Here is a 16,737-nt window from a genome sequence, read left to right as displayed (position 1 = left end):
TTTAATTACTTGTAATTAGTTGAACTCAAGCTTGAGACGCACGACCTGGCGGTTAATTTCTGACATCACGCTCAGGTGCTGTTTGTCTTTGACGCGCGGGATTAAAACTTTCCCTTTATCGAACTCAAACGCGCCGACGTCCTTGATATACAACCTTCCCTTGAACAGCGTTTTTACATATTTCGCTATTTGCAGCGGATTATAGCGCTGGAAGATCTTCATGCTGTATGACTCCTGTACATTTTTAAAGCACACTTCGCTGTTTCCAAATTTGGTTCCAGCCCATGAAGCGCGAATTCGCGATAACTATAGAACACCCACACCTGTTAGTGTTCCTGAAAGTGATTTTTTTTACTGAATTGACACATCATTACAGAACACTCTGTTATCAGGCTCACACAACACAGTATAAACCTTCGTTGGTTACGGAATTGTGGCGGCCATAACAAACCTGACACCTTTCCAGGACAGGCGCATCATCCCTGCTTACTATTGCAGTAAAATGACTGACTGGTCTGATCACTTAAGGAAAAAACAATGCGAATAACTCTGGCAGCTGTAGCGTTGTCTCTACTGATACCTGCAAGCGTAATGGCCCATAACCTCAAACAGGATATACGGGTACCGGCCGTTGGCGTGAATGACAAGGGCGAGCTGTTATTGCAGCAGGAGAAGTTTAGCTACAAAAACTGGAATAGCGCGCAGCTCAGCGGAAAAGTGCGCGTGGTGCAGCATATTGCTGGCCGCTCATCCGCGAAAGAGATGAACGCGGCACTGGTAGAGGCGATCAAAGCCGCGAAGCTGCCGCATGATCGCTATCAAACCACCACCATCGTGAACACCGATGATGCGATTCCTGGCACGGGCATGTTTGTGCGCAGCAGCGTCGAGACCAACAAACAGCAATATCCGTGGTCACAGTTTATTATCGACAGTAAAGGCAATGTGCAGCATGCCTGGCAGTTACAGCCGGGCGGTTCCGCCATTGTGGTGCTGGATAAACAGGGCAAGGTGAAATTTGTGAAGGATGGATCGCTGACGCAGGATGAAGTGACAAAAGTGATGACGCTGGTCACCTCGCTGCTGAAGGAATAATCCTGTACTCCCGGCGGCGAGAGAATCGACCGCCGGGAATATATGCTCAGACCGGTTTAAAACAGGGAGACGCGGAAACCGGGATTAAGGAAGGATTCGCGCGGCGCGTAGTCCAGGGTTTTGCCCTGCCAGTCATGCACATGTGCACCGGCGGCCATCGCCACGGCATGGCCTGCACCAGTATCCCAGATGTTAGTTGGCCCGAAACGGGGATAGAGCTGGGCTTTACCTTCCGCTACCAGGCAGAACTTCAGTGAGGAGCCGGTAGCAACGGTCTGATGTTCACCCAACTGCTTCAGGTACTCTTTCATCTCGTCGTCATCGCCATGTGAGCGGCTCACCACGACCAGCGGAGGACGTGCGTCACGGACATGAATCTGTTCACGCTGACCGCCCTCTTCTTTCCACGCTTTACCCTCTGCCGCGGAGTACATTACGCCCAGCACCGGCGCATAGACCACGCCCATTACCGGCTTCCCCTCTTCAATCAGCGCAATATTGACGGTGAACTCGCCATTACGCTTGATGAACTCTTTGGTGCCATCCAGCGGATCGACCAGCCAGTAGCGCTGCCAGTGCTGACGAACCGCCCAGGCTGGCGGATCTTCCTCTGATAAAACGGGAACATCAGGGGTTAACTTTTTGAGGCCAGCGAGGATCACCTCGTGCGCAGCGATATCCGCGGCGGTCACCGGTGAATCATCCGATTTGTGAGAAACGTCAAGCGGCGCGGCACCGTCATAGACCTGCATAATCGCGTCGCCTGCTTCGCGTGCCAGTTGGCAGATTTGCTCTAACATTTTTCACCTCATTGTGTCTGTCTGCTGCCGGATCAGCTCATCGTCAGATAGTGATATTTTAGCAGTTCCGCCTGAAGTGCCCATTCAGAGGGCCTTCAGCGATTCAATTTATAGAGATATCAATATCATAGTTACCCACTTATCGCCACGCCGACACGCATCGACTTCCGACGTATAAGAATCATCCACTGGCTGATGCACCAAAACGTTATATCCATCACGATTTAAAATGACTATCTGTCATGCTTTTACATTATTTTGAGAGCCTGAATTTAATTTGCAGCAGGAGCAAGCATGTTTAAGCCCGGAATGATGTTACTGGCCCTGAGCGTTTCCGTCGGCACCCAGGCCGCGACGGTGGATTTACGCGTACTGGAAACCACCGATCTGCACAGCAATATGATGGATTTCGACTACTACAAAGACACGCCAACCGAGAAGTTTGGTCTGGTGCGAACCGCAACGCTGATTCACACCGCACGTCAGGAGGTGAAAAACAGCCTGCTGGTCGATAACGGCGACATCATTCAGGGCAGTCCGCTCGGCGACTACATGGCGGCCAAAGGTTTACGCGAAGGTGAGATCCATCCGGTCTACAAGGCGCTCAATACGCTGGATTACGCTGTGGGCAACCTCGGCAATCATGAATTCAATTATGGCCTTCCCTACCTGAAAAAAGCGCTGGCGGGTGCCCGTTTTCCGTATGTGAACGCTAATGTCATTGATGTGAAGAGCAGCAAACCGCTGTTTACGCCTTACATCATCAAATCCACTTCCGTGGTTGATCGCGAGGGCAAAACGCAGACCCTGAAGATTGGTTATATTGGCTTTGTGCCCCCGCAGATCATGGTGTGGGATAAAGCCAATCTGCAGGGCAAGGTGCGGGTCGATGACATCACCGAAACGGCTCGCCGCTATGTGCCTGAGATGCGCGCGAAGGGTGCCGATCTGATTATCGCTATTCCCCACTCTGGTTTGAGCAGTGAGCCATATCACACGATGGCGGAGAACTCGGTTTACTATCTCAGCCAGGTAGAAGGCATCAGCGCCATCCTGTTTGGTCATGCGCATGCGGTCTACCCCAGCAAGGAGTTTGCTGACATCAAGGGGGCAGATATCGCCAACGGCACGCTGAACGGGATTCCGTCAGTCATGCCAGGTATGTGGGGCGATCACCTTGGCGTGGTCGACCTGGTGCTGAACAATGAGGGTGGACGCTGGCAGGTAAGCAGCGGCAAAGCAGAGGCGCGACCCATCTACGATACTGCCGCGAAGAAATCGCTGGCGGCGGAGGATCCGGCGCTGGTAAAAGTGCTGGCTGACGATCACCGCGCCACGCGGGAGTTTGTGGCGAAGCCCATTGGCAAGTCCGCTGACGTGATGTACAGCTATCTGTCACTGGTACAGGACGATCCGACGGTGCAGATCGTCAACAATGCTCAGCGCGCCTACGTGGAGCATTTCATTCAGGGCGATCCGGATCTGGGTCGTCTGCCGGTGCTCTCTGCTGCCGCGCCGTTTAAAGCGGGCGGACGTAAGAACGATCCGGCCAGTTATGTTGAAGTAGAGAAAGGCGCGCTGACCTTCCGCAATGCGGCCGATCTCTATCTCTATCCCAACACCCTGGTGGTAATGAAAGTGACCGGTGCGCAGGTGAAAGAGTGGCTGGAGTGTTCAGCAGGCCAGTTTAACCAGATTGATCCGCACAGCACCAAAACGCAGTCGCTGATCAACTGGGATTTCCGCACCTATAACTTCGATGTGATTGATGGGGTGAAATACCAGATCGATGTGACCCAGCCCGCCCGCTACGACGCGGAATGCCAGCTGATCCATCCGGACGCCTCGCGTATCCGTCAGCTAACGTGGCAGGGTAAGCCCATCGATCCGCAGGCGACCTTCCTTGTGGCGACCAATAACTATCGCGCTTACGGCGGCAAGTTTGCCGGTACCGGAGATAAGTACATTGCCTTTGCCTCTCCAGATGAGAACCGTTCGGTGGTAGCAGCCTACATCAGCACGGAAACCAAAGCGCATGGCGCAGTCCAGCCGAAGGCGGACAATAACTGGCGTCTGGCACCGATTACCTCATCCACCCCGCTCGATATTCAGTTTGAAACGGCACCGGGTGATAAGGCGACCGGGTTTATTCAGCAGCATGCGCAATATCCGCTTCAGCCCAAAGGGACAGATGCGATTGGCTTTGCGCTGTGGCAGGTGAATTTACAGCAGAAGTAAGGCGGGAGAAAACGCTGCAACCGGGGGGGTTGCAGCGCTCGGGTATTACAGAATTTCCAGCAGTTCGACTTCGAACATCAGGGTGCTGAATGGTGGGATAGAGGCACCCGCACCGCGCTCGCCATACGCGAGGTTCTGTGGGATCACCAGTTCCCATTTTGAGCCTACCGGCATCAGGGTCAGTGCTTCAATCCAGCCTGGGATAACGCCGCTAACCGGGAATTCTGCCGGTTCGCCACGGGCAACTGAGCTGTCGAACACGGTGCCGTCGATCAGTTTGCCAGTGTAGTGAACGCGTACGCGATCCTGACGGGATGGGATTGGACCCTCGCCCTGGGTAATCACGCTGAACTGCAGACCTGATTCGGTGCTGCTCACGCCTTCACGCTGCGCATGTTCCTGCAGGAACGCCTGACCTTCTGCGGCCATGGCTTCGGTACGCTCACGACGCACGCCTTCAGCGCGTTCGTGTACTTCACGCAGTGCGCGATGAACCACATCAACCGGTACGGCCGGCGAGTTCCCTTCCAGCGCGTCGCGCAGACCCGCGAGCAGTGCTTCTGGTTGCAGACCCTGCAGACCAGATTCCAGCAACTGCTGGCCAACCTGTAAACCAATACCGTAACTTGCTTGTGCTTCGACGCTGTCGAAAGAAGGGGTCGTCATCTTCGTTCCTTTCACTCTCGGATAAATTCGAACCGGCAGCATAGCAGCGCAGGCCGCTGGCGTAAAATGCCCTGCGTCGCAGATGACTTTTGCGGTTGAAAGAGAAACAATAGAGCCGTCAAATTTATCAATGCTGGCAGGCACTTCGCGCCGGTATTGCCCATACTATAACTATCGATGGGGATCATCCCGTCTGTAGCACCTGAATAAGAGAGCAAACATGGGCCAGATTGCCCCACGACGCCGCAGGATGCGTGCGACACAAATGGTATCCCGGCTGCAGACCTGGCTTGCCGCACGCAGGCCACGGCAGACTGCCGGAGAGGAGGAACCCCGCATGGCTTCAGACACGTCATCCCGCCTGCCGACATGGCTTCAGCGTATCTGGCATTTTACCGACCACATTCGCTGGATGGATCCGCTGCCTGCACCGCACCGACGTGGCATTGTGGCGGCTCTGCTGGTGATGCTGGTGGCGTTTCTCTGGCCTGCCAGCACGCTGCGCTATCCGGTCGAACAGTCGGTGACGCCTTCTGCAGAGAAAGAGGTGCCCATGCAGGCGGATATCTACGAGAACAACAATAGCCGCCAGCCGTCATCCTCACCGTCTCAGCAGACGCCAAAAGCCGATTCTCAGGGCGAGTGGCGTAACCTCACTATCGCCTCCGGACAGACGCTGGCGCAGCTGTTTCGTGATAACAGTCTGCCGGTTAATGATGTGTTTGCGATGGCGCGGGTGGAAGGCAATGATCAGCCGCTCAGCTCTTTGAAAACGGGTCAGCAGGTTAAAATTCGTCAGGATGCGCAGGGGATCGTAACCGGTCTGACAGTCGATGGCGCAAATGGCCCGGTGCTGTTTACACGTCAGCCAGATGGCAGCTTTATTCGCGCGCAGTAACGCGAACAGCGCCTGCAGAAAGGCATAAAACAAAAACGCCGGCACAAGGCCGGCGTTGATGTCGTGCTCAGTTAATCAGAATTAACCAGCAACAACTTTCACGTTCAGTTTAGCGAATACTTCGCTGTGAACCTGGAAGCTTACTTCATGCTCACCGGTAGTGCGCAGAACGCCGTTCGGCAGACGAACTTCGCTCTTAGCAACTTCAACGCCTGCTGCAGTTACTGCATCAGCGATGTCGCGGGTACCGATTGAACCGAACAGTTTACCTTCATCGCCTGCTTTAGACGTGATGGTTACAGTGCCCAGTGCATTGATTTTCTCAGCGCGTGCAGTTGCTGCAGACTGAACGTCAGCCAGTTTGGCTTCCAGTTCAGCACGGCGTGCTTCAAAGAACTCAACGTTTTTCTTGGTAGCAGGAACAGCTTTGCCCTGTGGTACCAGGAAGTTACGAGCGTAGCCCGCTTTAACGTTAACCTGATCACCCAGGGTGCCAAGGTTTGCTACTTTATCAAGCAGAATAACTTGCATTACCTTATCCTCTTAAAGTCGTTAATGGACAGTTGCCGATTACTGATGACGATCAGTGTACGGCAGCAGAGACAGGTAACGCGCACGCTTGATGCAGCGAGCCAACTGACGCTGGTATTTTGCACGAGTACCGGTGATACGGCTCGGGACAATTTTACCGCTTTCGGTAATGTAGTTTTTCAACGTTGCGATGTCTTTGTAATCGATCTCAACAACGCCTTCCGCGGTGAAACGGCAGAACTTGCGACGACGGAAATAACGTGCCATTAGGCTAGTCTCCAGAATCTATCAATTCAATCTGCTCGGCATGGAACACCACTTTGCTCTGGCCATTTCTTGCCTGATGGCAACTAATGAAACCGTCGAGTGTGAGTTGCGTGCCGACCGTTATATGTTGAGTAATCACCTGATGGGCGCTGCCGCTAATAATAACAGGCATACGACACCAGGCTTGCCGGTGAAATCCGGCCTCCTCCTGCACTGAGCGGTGCTCAAGCACGAACTGACAGTGAGGAATTCCTGACGGGCTAACTCTTCGAACCGGTGTCTTGCACACAGTGCCAGACAGGCGAAGTCGATTGACCGTCACGATGGATTACTCTTCAGAATCCCCAGCATCTGACTCATCAGCGGATTCGTTAGCAAAATCTTCGCGACGATCACGACGCTCATCTTTCGCTTTAACCATCGGTGATGCTTCAGTTACCGCGTTTTTAACGCGCATAACCATGCTACGGATAACGGCGTCGTTGAAGCGGAAGTTCGTTTCCAGCTCATCGATCGCTTCCTGCGGCGCTTCAACATTCATCAGAACGTAATGCGCTTTGTGCAGTTTATTGATCGGGTAAGCCAGCTGACGGCGGCCCCAGTCTTCCAGACGGTGAATCGTGCCTTCAGCACCAGTGATAGCACCAGTGTAACGCTCGATCATGCCAGGAACCTGTTCGCTCTGGTCAGGATGAACCATAAATACGATTTCGTAATGACGCATCGAAATTGCTCCTTACGGATTATTCAGCCTCCTGTCGGGGTCAACCGCGGCCCATGGAAGCAAGGAACGTTATAGGCTGTGTCCCACAAAGGTTCGCTGTGACGAGCGTTTGTGGGACACAGCCTGAGAATGCGGCTGAAAAATTGACGCGTAATCATACCGGCGAAGGTGCCTTAACTCAAGCGCACATTTAAACAAATCGCAGGCGTCGTGCCAGATACCGTCGCTTTTTGTGCTAATGATGGGAATACAGCGGGTTGGGCGACGAATATTCAAAAATGCTGACAAAGAGGTTCAGGCAGACGATCTGGCGATAATTTACTCAGTCGCTAAACTGATTAAAGACGTTACGGTTCGCTTAGTGGCGTCGCGCAGAGTGTGTTCCCTGAAGTGAGGAGTCGGGCATGAAAACGTTCGTCATCGCCACTTTACTGGGTCTCTTCCTGTCTCCACCCGCTCTTGCCAGCCATGCTGACTGTGCGCAGCAGATGAGAAGTCACAGCAGCGAAGCGGCATCGGGTTATGTCTACGTTAACCGGCTGGATACGCCGGAAAGAAACCCGGTCAGTGCGCCTGCCAGCGCAGCAGAAAAAGCGTCTGCGTTCTGGTAAGTACCGGTAAGTTTACGGGCGGCAGAGTCCTTCTCCGCCCGTTCATTGTTTATAACTGCTGTTTAAAAAAGCTGACCAGCGCCGTCAGGGCGGATGGCGTGATCTTATGCCCGATCTGTTTTTCTGACAGCGAGGTCAGATGCTGCGCCAGCCCGTTGTCATGCAGCGCCCTCTCCAGCCGTACGCTTTCCGCCCAGGGCACGACCTCATCCGCCTCCCCATGCCACAATAGCAGCGGGCGGTTTGCCAGAGCCTCCAGCCGGTTGCAGGGATCGTAGTCCGCCAGCGGTGCCATACGGGCCGCAAACTGCGCTTTCTGCTCAGGCGTGTCGGCCACCAGCGGCGGAAACAGGGACTGACTGAGTTGCATAAAATAGCCCGATCCCATCAGGCAGGCGACGCTCTGGATTTGCGGATAACGCGCCATCGCGCCCAGTGCCGTCATGCCGCCCATCGACGCACCCGCTACCGCGAAACGCCTGTCAGCGATCAAATTGTCTTTATGCAGCGCGGCCTCAAGCAGTGGCAGCTCATCAATGTTCTGTTTCAGAATCTCCCAGAAACGGCCCAGCCGTGCATTGGCATCACCGTGATAACGCGCGCCGTGCAGCTCCGCATCCGGCATCACCGCCCGAAATCCCGCCTGCGCCAGCGCGACAGCGAAGTAGGCGTAGACCTCTTTTGATGAGGTAAAGCCGTGATAAAACAACACGGTGGGCAGTGGCTGATGCCGTTGTCCGGCTGGTGTGGCGTGCAGGCATTCGATACCGGCCAGCGTTTCGGTACTGAGTTCAATCATGGTTTCTCCTGAAAAGGGCGAGGCGTGCCGATAAAGTCTACGTTCTGCAGGTTAATTTGCGAAATCCCCCGCTGCGCTTAGTCATCCGACTTAATCCTAAACTTTTTCCGTGCTGTGCCGTTGATCGTGTATGCCCCTAACATGATCAAAGGTAATTTATGAAGCGTCTCTCTCTCAGCGGCCTGAGTCTCGGAGTTAAGCTGTCTGTACTGACGTCTCTCAGCGTAGCGCTGCTGTTGCTGGTTCTGACACTGACTCAAAGCCACAACGCCTCGCGCCAGCTGGAAAATCTCGCCATCGATGACATGCACAACCAGGTGCAGGGCATCAGTGAAATGGCCACTATGTTTAACGCCACCCTGACCGAAGAGGTGGCTCACTACACCGATCTCTTTACCAGCTTCCTGCCTAAGCGCTTTAGCCTGGATGAAAGCTCGCGGATCCAGGTCGGAGCCTTTTCAACGCCGGTGCTGCGCGCCGGGTTAAAGACACTGAACCTCGACCAGACTGCAGTTGACGATTTCACCGAACGCACCGCCGCCGTAGCGACCATTTTCGTGCGCTATGGCGATGATTTTATTCGTGTTTCAACCTCACTGAAAAAAGAGGATGGCAGTCGCGCAATCGGTACGCAGCTTGACCGCACCGGTGCCGCCTGGAAAAGCGTTCACCAGGGCGAAGTCTACCGCGGGCTGGCGACGCTGTTCGGCCATCGCTACATCACGCAGTATCAGCCAGTGAAAGATGAGAGTGGCAAAGTCGTTGCCATTCTGTTTGTCGGTGTTGGCATTGATAAACAGTATGCGTTAATGCGTGAAAAAATCCTGGCGCGTCAGCTGGGTGATAGCGGTCACTTCTTTGTGCTCAACGGCACTCCCGGTAAAACCCAGGGCGTGTATCTGTTCGATCGGCACGACGAAGGGAAACGCCCCGCCTGGGATGATGCAACGCTGAAACCGCTGCTGACGCAGCCGGAGGGTATGCAGCAGGTGGAGATCAACGGTGAGATGCAGATCCTGGCCTGGCAGCAGTTGCCGGGCTGGAACTGGGTGATCACCGGTGAGGTAAACCGTGACAGCCTGCTGGCTCCGATTACGCATAGCCGTAACCTGTTCCTGATTACCGGACTGGTTCTGGTGATTGTTTTTGCGCTGGGCTTTGTCTGGTACAGCCGTCGGGCGATTACCCGTCCGTTGCAGCAGGTGATTCATCTGGCGGAGCAGTATGCCGCCGGCAATCTGCAGGTCCATATGGATACGCATCGTCGCGACGAAGTAGGCCAGCTGATCATTGCGATTAACGGCATTGGCGATGGTCTGGAGAAGATTGTCGGCCAGGTGCGCGGCGCGGCGCAGGAGATCAGCAATGGCACGGACACTATTGCGGCAAGCAGCCATAATATCAGCGAGCAGATCGGGCGTCAGGCCAGCAGTGTGGAGCAGACCTCTGCCAGCATGGAGCAGTTTGGTGCAACGGTTGAACACACCGCCGAAAGCCTGCGTCAGGCGATGTCACTGGTGGCCCAGGCCAGCGATATCGTCAGCCACGGCAGCAAGACGGTGGTGCGCTCAGTCAATACCATGTCAGCTATTAAAGTTTCATCGCAAAGCATTGCAGATATCACGCATGTGATTGAGTCGATCGCCTTCCAGACCAATATTCTGGCGCTGAATGCTGCCGTTGAAGCGGCGCGAGCGGGTGAACAGGGCCGTGGCTTCGCCGTGGTGGCTGCAGAAGTCCGTGCACTGGCACAGCGTTCCGCGCAGGCCGCCAAAGAGATTGATGGACTGATAGCGACCTCTATCAGCCACGTGGCTGAGGGCCATCAGCTCTCCGAGCAGACGCGCGATGCAATGACCGACATTGTGACGCACATCGAGCAGGTGCAGGCGCTGATGGGCGAGATCAACGTGGCGGCGCAGGAGCAGGCTGTGGGCATCGGCCAGGTTAATATTGCGATGAACCAGATCAGCCAGGCAACTCACCAGAACAGCCAACTGGTGGCACAGGCGGAAAACAGTGCACAGAACCTGAGTGATAAAGGGCACCACCTGACCCAGTTGGTCAGCGTATTTAGCCTTAAATCCTGACGCCCCTCAGAGCGATGGCATACACTTAATGTTTCGTTCTGAATAAGGGTTTTGCTATGCGTTCCGCTTATTTAATGGTGTTCAGCCTGCTGCTGGCAGGCTGTTCCGCGCTTGAAACCACGCCAAAAGCCCCACCTGCGCCAGCACAACAGGCGCAGGAGATTTCACGAGCGCAGAGTGGAGGTTTGCCGAAGCTGGGTAATATTACCGTTAACGTGCACGGCTCACCGGATGATGCCCAGCGTGCCGTTGCCGCTCAGGCCAATCAGGCCGGAGCAGCTTACTATCAGATTGTGATGCTGAGCGAGACGGTCATGCCCGGCTTCTGGTACGCCAGTGCGATTTTGTACGGTGCATCATCTGCCACAGGCGCGGTCCAGTAAGCGATCGGTAATGGCAGCCTCCAGCGGGCGTGAACCACGCTGGTCGAGCCACTGCTGGCACCATGCATCCGCCAGCGGGGGTTCGGCATATTTCAGTAGCTGGGCCCCCATTGCCAGCTGCAGAAGCGTGCGGGTGACCTCGCGCGCCTGCGCTTCAGGAACGTGACTAAGCCTCAGACGCAGCTGTCGCCAGCGCGTATCGAAATAGCGATTACTCCCTTTCACCGCTTCAAACTCCTGACTCAGCATCTCCGTAACTTCTGCCTGACGGGCAAGCACGCGCAGAACATCAAGACACATCACGTTGCCCGAGCCTTCCCAGATGCTGTTGACCGGCATGTCACGATAGAGACGCGGTAGCTCACTGGCTTCGCAGTAACCGATGCCTCCCAGCACCTCCATCGACTCCGCCACGAACGGCGCACCCGCTTTGCAGATCTCATATTTTGCCGCTGGCGTAAACAGGCGGGCAAAGGTGACCTCATGCGGTTTTGCCGGTTGTGACCAGGCGCGCGCCAGCCGCATCAGCAGCGCGGTTTGTCCCTCCAGCTGCAATGCCTGCTGAGCCAGAACCTGACGCATCAGAGGCTGATCCACCAGATTTTTTCCCATCACCTGCCGCTGATGGGCGTGCGAGATGGCTACCGAGAAAGCACGGCGCATCTGACCGTGACTGCCAAGGGCGCAGTCAAAACGCGTCATGCCGCCCATCTTCAGGATCAGCCGCACGCCTTCGCCCTCCTCCCCCAGCAGCCAGCCGGTTGCATCGCGAAACTCCACTTCACAGCTGGCATTGGAGCGATTGCCCAGCTTATCTTTGAGTCGCTCCAGCTGGATGGTGTTGCGTGAACCGTCGGGCAACAGGCGTGGCAGGAAGAAGCAGCTTAACCCGGCGGGCGTCTGAGCCAGCACCAGATGCGCATCGCTCTGTGGTACAGAGAAGAACCATTTATGGCCGGTCAGTCGGTAGGCTTCACCCGCACCACGCGCGCCCAGCGGTTCGGCGTGGGTGGTGCTGGTGAGCAGATCGCTGCCGCCCTGCTTTTCCGTCATGCCCATCCCAATCAGCAGACCCCGCTTCTGGTCACCAGGCTGTGCATGGGGGTCGTAGCGATCGCTGAGCAGCGGATCGAGCCAGCCCTCAAACGCGGCGGGCAGATAAGTCTGCAGCAGAGGAATGGCCGCGTGCGTCATGGTCACCGGGCAGAGTGTGCCTGCTTCAACCTGCGCATGCAGAATAAAACGGGCAGCGCGCGCCACACTGGCCTGTTCACGAACGGTGGGCTGCCAGCTGAGATTATGCAGGCGACTGGCGCAGACGCCCTGCATCAGCAGATGCCAGGCAGGATGAAAACGGACCTCGTCCATGCGTTCGCCACGAGCGTCGTAGCGCAGCAGTTCAGGCGGCTCAGCATTGGCGAGACGACCCAGCTCCAGCGACTCGGCGCTACCCAGCTGTCGGCCTACCGACGCCAGCCATTCCCGGTCCCACCCTGCGCCTTCGCGTGACAAAGCGTCGCTCAGTGGCGTATCAGACAGGAACAGGTTGCTGTTGCTCAGAGGATGAGGCTGATTAAAAACGGTGTGTGTTGTCCAGGTCATAACTACTCCTTGCGGATGTCACTCAGTAAGTATACCCGTCGTCTTTCAAGCTGCATTTTTGTTGGCTGCGTTCACTCACCCGAATCACTTACTCATGTAAGCTCATCGGGATTCGTTCTCTTGCCGCCTCAATGCAACCCGAAATGCTTTGGGTATATACGAATAACGCGCAGTTATGCCTGGTACAGAGACTAATTTGTGGCGAGGATCACATCGGGAATCAGGCGTTGCGCTGACGCACCGCTTCAAACAGGCAGACGCCAGTCGCGACCGAGACATTCAGCGAAGAGACACTGCCCGCCATCGGAATGCTGATTAACTCATCGCAATGCTCACGGGTAAGACGACGCATGCCTTCCCCTTCCGCACCCATCACCAGCGCCATCGGGCCGGTCATTTTGCTCTGGAAGACAGTATGGTCAGCTTCACCTGCGGTGCCGACCACCCAGATGTTGTACTCCTGCAACAGACGCAGGGTACGCGCCAGGTTAGTGACGCGGATCAATGGCACATTTTCTGCCGCGCCGCTGGCCACTTTTTTGGCGGTGGCATTCAGGGGAGCAGAGCGATCTTTCGGTACGATTATCGCGTGCACACCGGCGGCATCGGCGCTGCGCAGGCAGGCACCCAGGTTGTGTGGATCGGTGACCCCGTCCAGTACCAGCAGGAACGGTTTCTCCAGGCTCTGCAGCAGATCCGGCAGGTCGCCTTCCTGATACTGACGACCCGGTTTCACCCGCGCCACGATACCCTGATGCACACCGCCTTCAACCTGGCTGTCGAGCCACTTGCGCTCGGCCAGCTGAATCACAACACCCTGAGCTTCCAGCGCGGCAACCAGAGGTTGCAGGCGACGATCGTCGCGGCCTTTGAGGATAAAGACTTCCTGGAAACGTTGTGGGTCACGTTCCAGCAGCGCCTGCACGGCATGGATACCAAAAATAATTTCGCTCATCGATCTGCTCAGTGTTTGGAAAAAAATGAATGACCGCCCTTTCTCCTGAGAAAGGGCGGGTGCGCGCATCAGTCAGGCTGCGCCTTTTTTCTGGCGCGCTTCGCCCGGGTGGCGGCGGCGATTTTACGGGTTTTTTCCGAGACGTTTTTACTTTTATTCCCGGTATCCGCAGCGGCGGGCTTGCCTTTGTCACCACGGAACGCAGAATCCGGCTCGAAGTTAGACTTCCTGCTCGCATCACGACGGCGTTTGGTTGGGGCTTTGTCGTCACGCTTCGCCCGGTCACGCGCGGTTTTACCTTCACCACGCACCTGACGCTGGCTGGAGATCAGAGCAAAGTCGATTTTACGCTCGTCCATGTGGACCGCTTCAACACGCACTTCAACTGTGTCACCCAGACGATAGGTGCGACCGCCCGATTCACCGATCAGACGCTGACCTACCGGGTCAAAACGGTAGTAATCGTTGTCGAGCGTCGAAACGTGGACCAGACCGTCGATGAAGAGATCGCTTAAGCGGACAAAGAAGCCAAATCCGGTGACGCTGGAGATGACGCCGTTAAAGACGTTGCCGACCTGATCCTGCATGAAGTCACACTTCAGCCAGTCAGCCACGTCGCGGGTCGCTTCATCCGCGCGGCGCTCGGTCAGGGAACAGTGCAGACCCAGCTGCAGCATCTCCGGCATCTCGTAGTGATAGCCGCCGGTTGCCGTAGTGAGATCTTTGGCATTTTTATCTTTTGGCATCAGGTACTTGATGGCACGCTGTACCAGACCCTTGCCTTCACCCTGCTCTTTCGCGAGCAGATACTTGATAGCGCGGTGCAGCGTCAGATCCGGATAACGGCGAATCGGCGAAGTAAAGTGCGCATACGACGAAAGCGCCAGACCAAAGTGACCGCGGTTTTCCGGATCGTAAACGGCCTGCTTCATCGAACGCAGCAGCATGGTTTGCAGCATTTCCGCATCAGGACGATCGGCAACCTGCTTCAGCAACGCCGCGTAGTCGATTGGCTGCGGTTTGTTGCCGCCAGGCAGAGTCAGTCCCAGCTCGTTGAGCACGGTACGGAAGCTTTTAATGCTTTCGTCAGTCGGGCGATCGTGATCGCGGAACAGCGCCGGTTCCTGATTTTTCTCAACGAAGCGTGCTGAGGCGATGTTCGCCAGGATCATGCACTCCTCGATCAGTTTGTGGGCGTCATTACGTGACACACGCTCAACACGTTCGATACGGCGCTCGGCGTTGAAGATGAACTTCGCCTCTTCCGTTTCAAACGAAATGCCGCCACGCTCTTCACGTGCAGCTTCCAGCGCATGATAAAGGTTATTCAGCTCTTCAAGGTCTTTGACCAGCGGCGCATACTGCTGGCGCAGCTCTTTGTCGCCCTGCAGGATGTTCCAGACTTTGTTGTAGGTCAGACGCGCATGGGAGTTCATTACCGCTTCGTAGTGCTTAAAGCCGGTCAGTTTACCTTTGGTCGAGATAGTCATCTCGCACACCATACAGAGGCGATCGACCTGCGGGTTAAGTGAACATAAGCCATTCGACAGCACTTCCGGAAGCATCGGCACAACCTGCGACGGGAAGTAAACCGAGGTACCGCGCTGATGCGCTTCGTCATCCAGTGGGGTGCCAGGACGAACGTAATAGCTGACATCCGCGATAGCGACCCACAGACGCCATCCGCCACCGCGCTTCTTCTCACAGTAAACAGCATCATCAAAGTCACGGGCATCTTCACCATCAATGGTGACCAGCGGCAGTTTACGCAGATCGACGCGGCCTTTTTTGGCCTCTTCCGGGACGTCTTCTTTCAGTTTGCTGACCTGAGCTTCCACTTCCGGCGGCCAGGTATGCGGGATTTCATGCGTACGCAGCGCCATATCCACAGCCAGGCTGGTGCCCATATCATCGCCCAGAATCTCAGCGATTTTACCGATCGCTTTGCTGCGGCGGTTCGGACGCTGGACCAGCTCAACCACCACCACGGAACCCATGCGGGCATTCATCGTCTCTTCAGGTGGAATGAGAATGTCAAAACTCAGGCGACTGTCATCCGGCACCACGAAGCCGGCACCGGCATCGGTAAAGTAACGGCCAACGATCTGATTGTTGCGCGGTTCCTGCACGCGGACTACGCGCGCTTCGCGGCGGCCTTTACGATCGGCACCCAACGGCTGCGCCAGGATCACGTCACCGTGCATACAGAATTTCATCTGTTCTGCGGAGAGGTAAAGGTCATCTTTCTGACCTTCTGCCCGCAGGAAGCCGTAGCCATCACGATGGCCAATGACTTTACCGCGCAGGAGATCAAGACGTTCTGGCAGGGCATAACACTGACGGCGGGTGAACACCAGCTGACCATCACGCTCCATGGCGCGAAGGCGGCGACGCAGCGCCTCAAGGTGCTCTTCTTCCTGCAAATTCATCTCTTCAGCCAGCTCTTCACGGCTGGCCGGTTTTTCACGTTTTTCTAGCAGAGCCAGAATAAATTCACGGCTCGGAATAGGGTTTTCGTATTTTTCAGCTTCTCTATCCTGAAAGGGATCTTTTGACATAGCGGTTCCTCCGATGTCATTTAATATTTATTGCCACTGGCGATCTGGACAAGATGATCTCATAAAGTGGTGTATTTCCTTCAACCAGATCGGCCAGGGTATAGTTATCCAGCTCCTGCAAAAATCGCTGCACCGCATCATGTAACGCCTGCTTCAGACGACAGGCTGGCGTGATAGAACAGGAGGCGCAATCCACCAGTTGTAGTGGTTCCATCTTACGTACCACGTCGCCAATGACAATCTGACGCGCTGGCATACCCAGACGAATGCCCCCGTTTTTACCCCGCGTGGCAGCGACATAACCCGCCCGGCTCAGCTGATTGATGATTTTGACCATATGATTTCGGGACAAACCATACGTGTTCGTCACTTCCGTAATATTGGTCTGCTGACCTTCAGGCAACGATGCCAGATAAATCAGGGCTCGTAAGCCATAATCAGTAAAACTCGTGAGCTGCACAGTAACCTCAGTGAACCTTCAGGCGTGGCATGACGTTATTCGCCTTACAATTGATGTCAG

At 55.4% G+C, this 16,737-nt stretch carries 18 protein-coding genes; 6 read left to right on the top strand and 12 right to left on the bottom strand.

Going from position 1 to position 16,737, the window contains the following annotated elements; translation table 11 throughout:
* Window positions 1-15: 15 nt before the first annotated feature.
* Window positions 16-222, bottom strand: coding sequence for a DUF1107 domain-containing protein (locus ACR8BF_RS02670; protein ID WP_003855513.1), 207 nt, complete (start codon window positions 220-222; stop codon window positions 16-18).
* A gap of 315 nt (window positions 223-537) precedes the next feature.
* On the opposite strand from ACR8BF_RS02670, the gene ACR8BF_RS02665 reads away from it, so the two are divergent.
* Window positions 538-1,095, top strand: a complete 558-nt coding sequence (locus ACR8BF_RS02665) for a YtfJ family protein (protein ID WP_179898648.1) — start codon at window positions 538-540, stop codon at window positions 1,093-1,095.
* A 56-nt stretch (window positions 1,096-1,151) separates the two neighbouring features.
* On the opposite strand, the gene cysQ is transcribed toward ACR8BF_RS02665, so the two are convergent.
* Window positions 1,152-1,895: a 3'(2'),5'-bisphosphate nucleotidase CysQ gene (gene cysQ / locus ACR8BF_RS02660; RefSeq protein WP_179898649.1), complete on the bottom strand. Its 744-nt coding sequence runs from the start codon at window positions 1,893-1,895 to the stop codon at window positions 1,152-1,154.
* A gap of 294 nt (window positions 1,896-2,189) precedes the next feature.
* On the opposite strand from cysQ, the gene ACR8BF_RS02655 reads away from it, so the two are divergent.
* Window positions 2,190-4,133, top strand: coding sequence for a bifunctional 2',3'-cyclic-nucleotide 2'-phosphodiesterase/3'-nucleotidase (locus ACR8BF_RS02655; protein ID WP_434745513.1), 1,944 nt, complete (start codon window positions 2,190-2,192; stop codon window positions 4,131-4,133).
* Between the two features lie 45 nt (window positions 4,134-4,178).
* Here the strand turns inward: ACR8BF_RS02655 and fklB are convergent, their stop codons facing one another.
* Complete coding sequence (fklB, locus tag ACR8BF_RS02650; protein WP_090966197.1) at window positions 4,179-4,799, bottom strand: FKBP-type peptidyl-prolyl cis-trans isomerase; 621 nt, start codon at window positions 4,797-4,799, stop codon at window positions 4,179-4,181.
* A 220-nt stretch (window positions 4,800-5,019) separates the two neighbouring features.
* On the opposite strand from fklB, the gene ACR8BF_RS02645 reads away from it, so the two are divergent.
* Window positions 5,020-5,697: a LysM-like peptidoglycan-binding domain-containing protein gene (locus tag ACR8BF_RS02645; protein WP_313700164.1), complete on the top strand. Its 678-nt coding sequence runs from the start codon at window positions 5,020-5,022 to the stop codon at window positions 5,695-5,697.
* Window positions 5,698-5,778: 81 nt separating this feature from the next.
* Here the strand turns inward: ACR8BF_RS02645 and rplI are convergent, their stop codons facing one another.
* The 4 genes from rplI to rpsF are packed head-to-tail and all read right to left on the bottom strand — an operon-like array spanning window position 5,779 to window position 7,219.
* Window positions 5,779-6,228 (bottom strand): 50S ribosomal protein L9, encoded by a 450-nt coding sequence (rplI, locus tag ACR8BF_RS02640; RefSeq protein WP_003855506.1) that lies wholly within the window; start codon window positions 6,226-6,228, stop codon window positions 5,779-5,781.
* Window positions 6,229-6,267: 39 nt separating this feature from the next.
* On the bottom strand, window positions 6,268-6,495 hold the full coding sequence (rpsR, locus tag ACR8BF_RS02635) for a 30S ribosomal protein S18 (RefSeq protein ID WP_002210155.1): 228 nt from the start codon (window positions 6,493-6,495) through the stop codon (window positions 6,268-6,270).
* Between the two features lie 4 nt (window positions 6,496-6,499).
* Window positions 6,500-6,817, bottom strand: a complete 318-nt coding sequence (gene priB, locus ACR8BF_RS02630) for a primosomal replication protein N (RefSeq protein WP_010256154.1) — start codon at window positions 6,815-6,817, stop codon at window positions 6,500-6,502.
* Between the two features lie 6 nt (window positions 6,818-6,823).
* A complete protein-coding gene (rpsF, locus tag ACR8BF_RS02625) occupies window positions 6,824-7,219 on the bottom strand; it encodes a 30S ribosomal protein S6 (RefSeq protein WP_003855334.1) in 396 nt (131 codons plus the stop codon).
* 404 nt (window positions 7,220-7,623) lie between these two features.
* Here rpsF and ACR8BF_RS02620 point away from each other — a divergent pair, with 404 nt between their 5' ends.
* On the top strand, window positions 7,624-7,830 hold the full coding sequence (locus ACR8BF_RS02620) for a hypothetical protein (RefSeq protein ID WP_136197721.1): 207 nt from the start codon (window positions 7,624-7,626) through the stop codon (window positions 7,828-7,830).
* 49 nt (window positions 7,831-7,879) lie between these two features.
* Here the strand turns inward: ACR8BF_RS02620 and yjfP are convergent, their stop codons facing one another.
* The gene (gene yjfP / locus ACR8BF_RS02615; RefSeq protein WP_434745512.1) at window positions 7,880-8,629 is read right to left on the bottom strand and encodes an esterase; all 750 of its coding nucleotides are present in this window, start codon (window positions 8,627-8,629) and stop codon (window positions 7,880-7,882) included.
* A gap of 158 nt (window positions 8,630-8,787) precedes the next feature.
* On the opposite strand from yjfP, the gene ACR8BF_RS02610 reads away from it, so the two are divergent.
* Complete coding sequence (locus ACR8BF_RS02610) at window positions 8,788-10,719, top strand: methyl-accepting chemotaxis protein (protein WP_434745511.1); 1,932 nt, start codon at window positions 8,788-8,790, stop codon at window positions 10,717-10,719.
* 56 nt (window positions 10,720-10,775) lie between these two features.
* On the top strand, window positions 10,776-11,102 hold the full coding sequence (gene bsmA / locus ACR8BF_RS02605; protein WP_179898654.1) for a biofilm peroxide resistance protein BsmA: 327 nt from the start codon (window positions 10,776-10,778) through the stop codon (window positions 11,100-11,102).
* Here the strand turns inward: bsmA and ACR8BF_RS02600 are convergent.
* The 4 genes from ACR8BF_RS02600 to nsrR all read right to left on the bottom strand — a co-directional run bounded on the left by ACR8BF_RS02600 (window position 11,076) and on the right by nsrR (window position 16,677).
* Window positions 11,076-12,704 (bottom strand): isovaleryl-CoA dehydrogenase, encoded by a 1,629-nt coding sequence (locus tag ACR8BF_RS02600; protein WP_292989134.1) that lies wholly within the window; start codon window positions 12,702-12,704, stop codon window positions 11,076-11,078. The two genes, bsmA and ACR8BF_RS02600, sit on opposite strands and share 27 nt — an antisense overlap.
* Window positions 12,705-12,924: 220 nt before the next feature.
* Window positions 12,925-13,659, bottom strand: a complete 735-nt coding sequence (gene rlmB, locus ACR8BF_RS02595) for a 23S rRNA (guanosine(2251)-2'-O)-methyltransferase RlmB (RefSeq protein ID WP_179898656.1) — start codon at window positions 13,657-13,659, stop codon at window positions 12,925-12,927.
* Window positions 13,660-13,727: 68 nt separating this feature from the next.
* Complete coding sequence (rnr, locus tag ACR8BF_RS02590; protein ID WP_179898657.1) at window positions 13,728-16,217, bottom strand: ribonuclease R; 2,490 nt, start codon at window positions 16,215-16,217, stop codon at window positions 13,728-13,730.
* Between the two features lie 16 nt (window positions 16,218-16,233).
* Window positions 16,234-16,677 (bottom strand): nitric oxide-sensing transcriptional repressor NsrR, encoded by a 444-nt coding sequence (gene nsrR / locus ACR8BF_RS02585; protein ID WP_003855325.1) that lies wholly within the window; start codon window positions 16,675-16,677, stop codon window positions 16,234-16,236.
* Window positions 16,678-16,737 lie beyond the last annotated feature (60 nt).

The organism is Candidatus Pantoea rara (assembly GCF_051136265.1).
GTDB lineage: Bacteria > Pseudomonadota > Gammaproteobacteria > Enterobacterales > Enterobacteriaceae > Pantoea > Pantoea rara.
This window is presented reverse-complemented; position numbering and strand designations above follow the sequence as displayed.

Bases quoted from the DNA above. Each gene is read 5' to 3' on its own strand.
- fklB (WP_090966197.1), bottom strand. From the start codon at position 4,799: ATGACGACCCCTTCTTTCGACAGCGTCGAAGCACAAGCAAGTTACGGT.
- ACR8BF_RS02665 (WP_179898648.1), top strand. From the start codon at position 538: ATGCGAATAACTCTGGCAGCTGTAGCGTTGTCTCTACTGATACCTGCA.
- ACR8BF_RS02655 (WP_434745513.1), top strand. From the start codon at position 2,190: ATGTTTAAGCCCGGAATGATGTTACTGGCCCTGAGCGTTTCCGTCGGC.
- yjfP (WP_434745512.1), bottom strand. From the start codon at position 8,629: ATGATTGAACTCAGTACCGAAACGCTGGCCGGTATCGAATGCCTGCAC.
- rlmB (WP_179898656.1), bottom strand. From the start codon at position 13,659: ATGAGCGAAATTATTTTTGGTATCCATGCCGTGCAGGCGCTGCTGGAA.
- cysQ (WP_179898649.1), bottom strand. From the start codon at position 1,895: ATGTTAGAGCAAATCTGCCAACTGGCACGCGAAGCAGGCGACGCGATT.
- rpsF (WP_003855334.1), bottom strand. From the start codon at position 7,219: ATGCGTCATTACGAAATCGTATTTATGGTTCATCCTGACCAGAGCGAA.
- ACR8BF_RS02620 (WP_136197721.1), top strand. From the start codon at position 7,624: ATGAAAACGTTCGTCATCGCCACTTTACTGGGTCTCTTCCTGTCTCCA.
- ACR8BF_RS02600 (WP_292989134.1), bottom strand. From the start codon at position 12,704: ATGACCTGGACAACACACACCGTTTTTAATCAGCCTCATCCTCTGAGC.
- bsmA (WP_179898654.1), top strand. From the start codon at position 10,776: ATGCGTTCCGCTTATTTAATGGTGTTCAGCCTGCTGCTGGCAGGCTGT.
- rplI (WP_003855506.1), bottom strand. From the start codon at position 6,228: ATGCAAGTTATTCTGCTTGATAAAGTAGCAAACCTTGGCACCCTGGGT.
- rnr (WP_179898657.1), bottom strand. From the start codon at position 16,217: ATGTCAAAAGATCCCTTTCAGGATAGAGAAGCTGAAAAATACGAAAAC.
- rpsR (WP_002210155.1), bottom strand. From the start codon at position 6,495: ATGGCACGTTATTTCCGTCGTCGCAAGTTCTGCCGTTTCACCGCGGAA.
- ACR8BF_RS02645 (WP_313700164.1), top strand. From the start codon at position 5,020: ATGGGCCAGATTGCCCCACGACGCCGCAGGATGCGTGCGACACAAATG.
- ACR8BF_RS02670 (WP_003855513.1), bottom strand. From the start codon at position 222: ATGAAGATCTTCCAGCGCTATAATCCGCTGCAAATAGCGAAATATGTA.
- ACR8BF_RS02610 (WP_434745511.1), top strand. From the start codon at position 8,788: ATGAAGCGTCTCTCTCTCAGCGGCCTGAGTCTCGGAGTTAAGCTGTCT.